General features: G+C 60.6%; 3 protein-coding genes. All 3 read left to right on the plus strand.

The window, feature by feature from the left end:
* Nucleotides 1-206 precede the first annotated feature (206 nt).
* Nucleotides 207-1,844, plus strand: a complete 1,638-nt coding sequence (locus AC1DUU_RS28460; RefSeq protein ID WP_476786687.1) for a CTP synthase — start codon at nucleotides 207-209, stop codon at nucleotides 1,842-1,844.
* 61 nt (nucleotides 1,845-1,905) lie between these two features.
* The gene (locus tag AC1DUU_RS28465) at nucleotides 1,906-2,448 is read left to right on the plus strand and encodes a DUF1697 domain-containing protein (RefSeq protein ID WP_476786688.1); all 543 of its coding nucleotides are present in this window, start codon (nucleotides 1,906-1,908) and stop codon (nucleotides 2,446-2,448) included.
* A gap of 59 nt (nucleotides 2,449-2,507) precedes the next feature.
* Nucleotides 2,508-2,770, plus strand: a 263-nt coding sequence (locus AC1DUU_RS28470) for a VOC family protein (RefSeq protein ID WP_476786689.1), incomplete at its 3' end; no start/stop codon positions are given.

Raw genomic sequence — 2,770 nt, forward strand, 5'->3', positions numbered from 1 at the left:
ATGTCATGGACCTCTACAATCGCGTGAAGATGGGCTCTGAAGTCATCGTCATGTAAGGCGTCTTTCCGACGTTGATAGTTGGCCGGCGGTCACGCCGGCCTTTTTGTTTGCACGGCCTACCCGGCAGCAAGAATGAACAGCCACATAGGGAAAAGTCCGACGCGGCGGATTTTTCTCTGGCGGAATCGATTTGGCCGCGTTAAGCGATGAATCCCATGGCGCGATATGTTTTTATTACCGGCGGCGTGGTCTCTTCCCTTGGAAAAGGCATAGCCGCAGCGGCCCTTGGGGCTCTCCTGCAAGCACGCGGATATCGCGTGCGCATCCGTAAACTCGATCCGTATCTAAACGTTGATCCCGGAACGATGTCACCTTACCAGCATGGTGAGGTCTTCGTGACCGATGACGGAGCGGAAACCGATCTCGATCTCGGTCACTACGAACGCTTCACCGGGCGTTCGGCGAACCAGAGCGACAACATCACCACCGGCCGCATCTACAAGAACATCATCGAACGCGAGCGGCGCGGCGATTATCTCGGTGCGACCGTGCAGGTCATTCCGCACGTCACCGACGAGATCAAGAACTTCATCTTGGACGGCAACGACGAGTTCGACTTCGTGCTGTGCGAAATCGGCGGCACGGTGGGCGACATCGAAGCGATGCCGTTCCTCGAAGCCATCCGCCAGCTTGGCAACGACCTGCCGCGCAACAACGCGGTCTACGTCCACCTGACGCTGATGCCCTACATTCCAACGGCTGGCGAGCTGAAGACCAAGCCGACCCAGCATTCGGTCAAGGAACTGCGCTCGATCGGCATCGCACCGGACATCCTTCTGGTCCGCGCCGACCGCAACATCCCCAAGGAAGAGCGCCGCAAGCTGTCGCTGTTCTGCAATGTTCGTGAATCGGCTGTTATCCAGGCGCTCGACGTTGGTCACATCTACGACGTGCCGCTGGCCTACCATAAGGAAGGCCTCGATTCGGAGGTGCTGGCTGCATTCGGCATCGACCCGGCGCCAAAGCCGCGCCTCGATGCCTGGCAGAATGTCTCGCAGCTGATCCACAATCCCGAAGGCGAAGTCACCATCGCCGTGGTCGGCAAATACACCGGCCTCAAGGATGCGTATAAGTCGCTGATCGAAGCGCTGTCGCATGGCGGCCTGGCCAACAACGTCAAGGTCAAGCTCGACTGGATCGAGAGCGAGGTCTTCGAAAAGGAAGACCCGGCCCCGTTCCTGGAGAAGGTGCACGGCATCCTGGTTCCAGGTGGCTTTGGCGAGCGTGGCTCGGAAGGCAAGATCCTGGCCGCCAAGTTCGCACGCGAACGCAAGGTGCCGTATTTCGGTATCTGCTTTGGCATGCAGATGGCCTGCATCGAGGCCGCACGGTCACTTGCCGGTATCGAGAATGCCTCGTCGACCGAGTTCGGCGCCACCAAGGAGCCGGTCGTCGGCCTGATGACCGAATGGCTCAAGGGCAACATGCTGGAGAAGCGTCGGGCAGCCGGCGATCTCGGCGGCACGATGCGCTTGGGCGCTTATGAAGCCAAGCTTTCGGAAGGCTCGAAAATCGCCGAAATCTATGGCGATACCGATATCTCCGAGCGCCACCGTCAYCGCTACGAGGTCAATATCGACTACAAGGACCGGCTCGAAGCGTGCGGCTTGGTCTTCGCCGGCATGTCGCCTGACGCCGTGCTGCCCGAGACGGTCGAATACCCCGACCATCCCTGGTTCATCGGCGTGCAGTACCATCCGGAACTGAAGAGCCGTCCGCTCGACCCGCATCCTTTGTTCGCGAGCTTCATCGAGGCTGCGGTCGAACAAAGCAGGCTCGTCTGATTGGCATGCGCGCCGGCGTGAAACCGTTGGCGCGCAAACCTGCCGAGGTCATGACACACTCATGACGACCTATGTTGCGCTTCTCTACAGCATCATACTGGGCGAGGGGCGTCGGGTCGTGATGTCCGATCTGCGCGACATGACCGAAGCCGCGGGCTTTCAAAAGCCACGCACCTTGGTTGCAACAGGCAATCTGGTTTTCGAAGCCGACGAACAGCCGGTCTCCATGATCGAGACCCGGCTGGAAAAGGCATTCCAGCAAAAGTTCGGCAAACACGTCGATATCATCGTGCGCCGTGCCGACGATTGGCTGACGCTGGTGGCGGCCAACCCGTTTCCTGAAGAAGCCGTTCTGTACCCCGACCAGGTGGCGGTGCGGGTCATGCGTGCACCAGTAGCGCCAGAGGTTTTGGCAGAGCTGACGCCCTATGTGGCCGCCGACGAGAAGCTTGCCGCGGTAAATGGCGACATCTGGCTCCATTTCTCCCGCAGCGCCGGCACGTCGCGGCTGCTTGGCGCACTGACACCCAAGCGCGCCGGCGGTGTCGGTACATCGCGCAACTGGAACACTGTGCGCCGGTTGGGCGAGATGGTGGCCGGGTGAGGGCAATGCCCTTGCGGCAGCCTTGCGCAAAATGAGGAATTGAGGCACAGCGCAGGCATATGACACACAACGACAAGCCACGCACGCTCGACCACATCGTGTTGCCGACCGCCGACCTTGCGATCGCGCGGCAGCGRCTTTCGGCACTTGGCTTCACGGTGTCGCCCCTCGGCATTCATCCCTTCGGTACCGCCAATTGCTGCGTCTATCTCGGTGACGGTACCTTCATGGAGCCTCTGGCTGTGGGCGACGGTGCCGTCGCTGACCGGGCCGTGGCCGAAGGCAATGTCTTTGTCGCGCGTGACCGCGCGTATCGTGATGC

It is taken from the genome of Aminobacter sp. P4_H6_2 (assembly GCF_056400805.1).